General features: G+C 68.3%; 4 protein-coding genes. All 4 read left to right on the top strand.

All coding sequences use genetic code 11. From position 1 onward, the window contains the following. Positions 1 to 35 precede the first annotated feature (35 nt). The 4 genes from BZL64_RS34675 to BZL64_RS34660 all read left to right on the top strand — a co-directional run bounded on the left by BZL64_RS34675 (position 36) and on the right by BZL64_RS34660 (position 5742). Entirely contained in the window at positions 36 to 1364 is a 1329-nt protein-coding gene (locus tag BZL64_RS34675; protein ID WP_086773047.1) for an ABC transporter substrate-binding protein, read from the top strand. Positions 1365 to 1398: 34 nt separating this feature from the next. Next, a complete protein-coding gene (locus BZL64_RS34670) occupies positions 1399 to 2328 on the top strand; it encodes a carbohydrate ABC transporter permease (protein WP_086773046.1) in 930 nt (309 codons plus the stop codon). Between the two features lie 8 nt (positions 2329 to 2336). Then, the gene (locus tag BZL64_RS34665; protein WP_373314879.1) at positions 2337 to 3161 is read left to right on the top strand and encodes a carbohydrate ABC transporter permease; all 825 of its coding nucleotides are present in this window, start codon (positions 2337 to 2339) and stop codon (positions 3159 to 3161) included. A gap of 115 nt (positions 3162 to 3276) precedes the next feature. Further along, a complete protein-coding gene (locus BZL64_RS34660) occupies positions 3277 to 5742 on the top strand; it encodes a CBM35 domain-containing protein (protein ID WP_086773044.1) in 2466 nt (821 codons plus the stop codon). The last annotated feature ends 226 nt before the right edge of the window (positions 5743 to 5968 follow it).

Raw genomic sequence — 5968 nt, 5'->3', positions numbered from 1 at the left:
CCCGACCCCACCCCCCGTCTCCCGAAAGGCCCGAGATGAAGAGAAGAGCTCTCCCCGCGCTGGCCCTCATATGCGCCGTCGGTCTGGCCGGCACCGCCTGCAGTGACCCCTCCGTCGGTTCCGGCGACTCGGGCACCGACGCGAAGCAGACGGCGGTCGACCCCACCGCCCGGCTGGACGGCGTGAAGCTGACGATGTGGACCGCGCAGAACACCCTCAACGCGCCCAAGCAGGTCGTCGAGGCCTTCGAGAAGGCCACCGGCGCCCAGGTCGAGACGCAGGCGATCCCCGACCCGTACGAGCAGAACGTGCCGACCAAGCTCGCCTCGGGCGACAAGCCGGACCTGATGTTCTGGCAGCCCTCGATCTCCACGCTGCCCTTCATCCAGCCGCAGCAGAACCTTCTCGCCCTCGACGGCGAGCCGTGGGTCTCGAAGCTCGGCGGCACGGAGCAGTCCCTGGGCGTCATCGACGGCAAGCGGTACGCGGCGATCGTCACCAGCCCCGCCATGCTCGGCGTCTACTACAACAAGGACGTCTTCAAGGCGGCCGGAATCACCGAGAGCGACTTCCCCAAGTCCTACGACGAGTTGCTGGCCCTCGGCCGTACCGTCACGGACCGCACCGAGGCGGCGGGCTTCTACGAGGCCGGCGGTGACAAGTGGCCGCTTCAGTGGCAGATGCAGGTCCAGCTCACCGACCTCGACGAGCAGTGGTGGGCCGACCTCAACCAGAACAAGAAGAAGTGGACCGACCCGGTCGTCGTCGGCGCGATCAAGAAGTACAAGGAGAAGCTGCTCGACGCCGGGCTCGCGCAGAAGAACTACAAGACCGGCACCTTCACCGGGCAGGCGGACTCCCTGTGGAAGGGCGAGGCCGGCATGGTCCTCAACGTCACGTCCTTCCAGAGCCAGCTGCAGGCCAAGTACTCCACGGCCGAGATCGACAAGAGGATCGGCTGGTTCCCGATCGCCAACTCCTCGGCCACCGGCATGTATTCGCCCGACCAGACCAACGGAGTGGTCGCCTTCAGGACCGGTGACGAGAAGCGGCAGAACGCGTCCCGCCAGTTCATGGCCTTCTGGCTCGGCCCGGACTACGCCGACTACATCAAGACGATGAAGATCCCCTCCGTCCAGCCGTCCGTGCCGACCCCCGCCGGCCTTCCGCAGGCCTCGACGGCTCAGGTCGCGGCGCTGCCCAAGGCCATCGGCGTCTTCCAGGCCAAGGCGATCGTCGCCCCCGACACACACCTCTACCTCGCCGACATGATCTTCGGCAAGAAGACTCCGCAGCAGGTCGCGCAGGCGATCCAGGACCAGTTCGCGCAGGTGGCCAAGGCCCAGGGCGCCACCGGCTTCTAGACCGACCAGACCCCCACGGGCAAGGACTCAACCGATGGCGGACACGGCCATACACACGCGCAAGCAGAAACCGGCGCCCGCCAGGGGCCGGGAGAAAGAGGTCGGACGGCTGCCCCGTGCCGCCGTGCACCACCCCTGGTGGTTCGCGCTCCCCGCGATCGCCGTCTTCGCGGTCTTCTTCCTGGTGCCGAACCTGCTCAACTTCTACTACCCGTTCACCGACTGGTCCTCGTACCACCCGGACATCGCCTTCACCGGCCTGGACAACTTCCGGAGCATCGCCGCCGACGGATCACTGCTGCGGGCGATCCGCACCACTTTGCTGTACGCCCTGCTGGCGGCCGTCTTCCAGAACGCGTTCGGGCTGGGGCTGGCGCTGCTGCTGGAGGCGGACTCCCGATTCAACCGGTTCTTCCGTGCCGTCTTCTTCCTGCCGGTGCTGATCTCGGCTCTCGCAACCGGTTACGTCTTCCAGGCGCTGCTGAACCAGGACGGCGCCGTCAACGGCCTCCTCGGCACGGACATCCCCTGGCTCGGCTCGACGACCTGGACGCTGGTCCTGGTCACCGTCATCCACGGCTGGAAGTGGATGGGCCTGTCCATGCTGATCTACCTGGCCGGTCTCAAGGGCATCCCCGGCGAGATGCTGGAGGCCGCGAAGTGCGACGGTGCCGGGCCGTGGCGGACCTTCTGGTCGGTGCGCTGGCCGATGCTGGCGCCCGCCCTCACCTTCAACGTGACCACGGCGCTGATCGGCTCGATGAACACCTTCGACATCGTGCAGGCCACCACCGGCGGCGGGCCCGCGGCCTCCACGGAGGTCTTCAACATCTACATGTTCCGGATCTTCGGACAGGGCCTGTACGCCCAGGCCTCCGCGATGAGCCTCGTCCTCTTCCTGGTCGTGGTCGCCGTCGCGATCCCCCTCGTCATCGGACTGCGCCGAAGGGAGCAACTGCTGTGAGCACCGCCGTGCATCCCGCCTGGCGTTACGGCCGTCCGGCGCTCGTCCTGCTGATCGCCGGGCTCGCCGTGGGCGTACCCCTGTGGCTGGTCGCCGTCACCTCCGCCAAGCCGCAGGCCGAGGCGATCACACCGAACCTTAGTCTCCCCCGGCACTGGCAGCCGGGGAGCAACTACGAAGACGCCGTAGGCCAGGGGGAGATGCTGCGCGGCTTCTTCAACTCCCTCCTGGTCGTGGTGCCTTCGGTGGCCCTGGTGCTGATCCTGGGCGCGGGCGCCGCATGGGTCTTCGCCCGCCGCAAGTCGAAGCTGGTGTCGGCCGCGTACGCGCTCTGCATCAGCGGGCTGTTGCTGCCGCCCGCCGTCATCACCATCGTGATGGAGCTGCGGCAACTGGGACTGGCCGGCACGCGGCCCGGCATGATCGCCGTCTACACCGGGATGTATCTGTCCACGTCGATCTTCTTCATGACCGGCTTCATCCGGGCCATCCCCCTGGAGCTGGAGGAGGCCGCCCGGATGGACGGCGCGACGCCGCTGCGGATCTTCGGGAAGATCATCCTGCCGCTGCTCAGGCCGGTCATCGCCACCGCCACGATCATGGTGATGCTCTACGCCTGGAGCGACATCTTCTACGCCTTCTTCGTCCTCGGCGGCGGAGACAAGGCGACCCTGCCACTGAACCTCTACCAGGTGGCCAGCGCCCAGCTCTACCTCAACAACTGGCATCTCGTCTTCGCGTACGTCGTGGTGATGAGCCTGCCCATGGTCGCCATCTTCCTGGTGGCCCAGCGAAAGATCGTGTCCGGAATCACCAGTGGAGCCGTCAAATGACCGGAGGTCCCTCAGCGTGAGCACCCCCACCCCCACCCCCACACCTGCGCGAGCGAGCCGCATGCGATCACGCCCCCGAACCGCCTTCGTCACCGCCGTACTCGGAGCAGCCGTCATGGCAGGCACCCTCCCCGCGGCGGGACCCGCGGCCGCGGCCGACCCGCAGCGCGTCACCGTCGACCTCGCCCAGTCCGAAGGCCCGGTGATGCACGGCGCCAACGGCACCCTGTACGGGCTCAGCGACGACGGCGTTCCCAGCGACGCCGCGCTCGCACCCCTGAAGATCACCAGCATCTCGCAGAAGCCGGAGGGCGGCGCCCAGCACCCCAACGGCGACGCGCTCACCGTCTCCAAGTCGTTCTTCCGCAACGGCGGCGGCGAGATCAACGTGATGATGCAGGACATCTACGCGAAGTGGCCGTACGAGGATCTGGGCATCGACGACTACCTCCCCAAGGTCGACAAGATCGTCAAGGAGGTGGCGGCCGACCCGAACAGCGACCGGTTCGTCTACATACCCTTCAACGAGCCCGACCAGATCTGGTACAACCTCGGCACCTCCGACCCGGCGCAGTACGCGGCCAACCGGGACCGGTTCCTCAAGGACTGGAAGACGGTGTACCAGCGCATCCGCGCGATCGACCCCGACGCCAGGATCGCCGGCCCCAACGAATCCGGTTACCACACACGCCTGTTGACGGACTTCCTCACCTTCGCCAAGCGCGAGAAAGTCCTGCCTCAGATCATGACCTGGCACGAACTGGACTCCAGCTCTCTCCGCAACTTCCAGGGCAACTACGACAACTACCGCTCGATCGAGAAGAACCTCGGCATCTCCCCGCTGAAGATCAACATCGACGAGTACGCCAACCGCCGCGACCTCTCCGTACCCGGCCAGCTCGTGCAGTGGGTCTCGATGTTCGAGCGCAACAAGGTGTACGCCAACCAGGCGTACTGGGACGCCGCCGGCAACCTCGACGGCAACGTCGTGCGCAGCAACATCCCCAACGGCGGCTGGTGGTTCTTCCGTTGGTACGCCGGGATGACCGGCGACACGGTCAAGGTGACCCCGCCGCAGGCCGACACGATCGACACCCTCCAGGGCCTCGCCTCCCTGGACACCGCACGCCGTCAGGCGCAGGTCCTGGTCGGCGGCGCGGCCGGTGACTCCGACGTCGTCGTGCGCAACGTCTCCCGCTCCGTGTTCGGCCGTACGGTCACCGCGACCGTCGCCGAGTCCGCCTGGTCCGGCTACGAGGGACAGCACGCGGCGCCGCGCGTCCTCGCACGCACCAAGGTCCAGGTGGCGGCCGACGGTTCGGTGACCGTCCCGCTGCGCGGCATGCGGAAGATGTCCGCTTACCGCGTCGTCCTCACCCCGGGCGGCGCCGGCACCCCGTCCGCCGCCACCGTGCCCTGGTCCGCCTCCTACGAGGCGGAGGACGCCGCCATCACCGGCGGCCAGGTCTACACCCAGGGAACGGTCGGCAACGCCAACGGCTACGCGGCCTCCGGCACCAAGGACGTCGGCTCCCTCAACCAGGCCTCCAGCAAGCTCGACTTCACGGTGACGGTCCCCTCCGCCGGGACCTACGACCTCGCGATCCTGTACGGCAACCAGGCCGGAACCCCCGCCACCCAGAAGCTGTCGGTCGACGGAGGCGATCCGGTCACGGTCACCTATCCCTCCACCGAGAACTGGACGTACCGAGCCAAGAAGGACGTCACCGTCCAGCTCCCGGCCGGCACCCACGTGCTGACCCTGGCCAAGGGCGACGCCGAGGTCACTCTCGACCGCATCGACCTGACCGCCGCAGCCGGCGCGCCCTCCGCGTCGTACGAGGCCACGCTCGCCGACATCAGCGGAAAGCCGTCGTACGACTACTCCTCGTCGGCCGGGACCGGTACCGGCACGCTCGTCCTGCGCTCCGGCGACAAGGCGGTCTTCGACGTCTACGCACCGCGTGACGGTTACTACACGGTCGTCCCTCGCGCCTCGGCGGCGCTGCGGCTGGAACTGCACGGCGAGAGGGTGACGGCCGCACCCGGCAAGGCGCTGAGGCTGTACCTCGTGGCGGGCAACAACCGCCTCGCCGTGACGGCCGGACACGCCGGCGTCCGCTCCCTGGACGTCTCGGGCGCCGGATCGACCACCGGCACGCTCTCCTACGAGGGCGCCTCGGCCACCCTCGCGGGCGGGGCCCGACTCGTCGACTCCGTCCACGCCTCCGCCGGCTCCTCCATCGGCTGGCTCGGCAACAGCCCCACCAGCACAGCCGAGTTCACGGTCGACGCACCCAAGGCCGGCCGCTACCTCCTCGTCGTCCACTACGCCCACAACGAGCGACGCGACAACGGCCACTCGTACAACACGGACATCATGTCCCGTACCGCGGACATCACCGTGGGCACGGCGGCACCCCGCGAGGTCACCTTCAAGAACACCTGGAGCTGGGACGACTACTGGACGCTGGGTGTCCCCGTCGACCTGAAGGAGGGCCCCAACAAGGTGACGTTCGGCAACGCGAGCGCCTGGGCACCCAACCTCGACCGCATCGAACTGGGCCGCGTCATCGGCTGATCCCGCCCGCGGACCGTACCGCCCTCCCCGAAGACCGGTGCCCCGGCGCGCGCGAGCGCACCGGGGCACCGGCCTGCGGGCAGACGTCGCCCCCTGGGTCGCTCAGCCGAGCCGGAGGGTGGAAGCCTGGAGGACCGAGTCGCCCGTCGGGCCCCTCCCGAGTGGCTGTGCCGCCGTATCGCCCAGATCATCGGTAGGGGCCCTTGGCCCCGCCTCATGAGGCGGG

The sequence above is a fragment of the Streptomyces bobili genome (assembly GCF_002154575.1).
GTDB classification, from domain to species: domain Bacteria; phylum Actinomycetota; class Actinomycetes; order Streptomycetales; family Streptomycetaceae; genus Streptomyces; species Streptomyces bobili.
Note: the sequence above shows the minus strand (reverse complement) of the source record. Positions and strands in the feature narration are given on the sequence as shown.

Excerpts from the sequence above, each read along its gene's own strand:
- BZL64_RS34675 (WP_086773047.1), top strand. The coding sequence starts at position 36 with ATGAAGAGAAGAGCTCTCCCCGCGCTGGCCCTCATATGCGCCGTCGGT.
- BZL64_RS34670 (WP_086773046.1), top strand. The coding sequence starts at position 1,399 with ATGGCGGACACGGCCATACACACGCGCAAGCAGAAACCGGCGCCCGCC.
- BZL64_RS34660 (WP_086773044.1), top strand. The coding sequence starts at position 3,277 with ATGGCAGGCACCCTCCCCGCGGCGGGACCCGCGGCCGCGGCCGACCCG.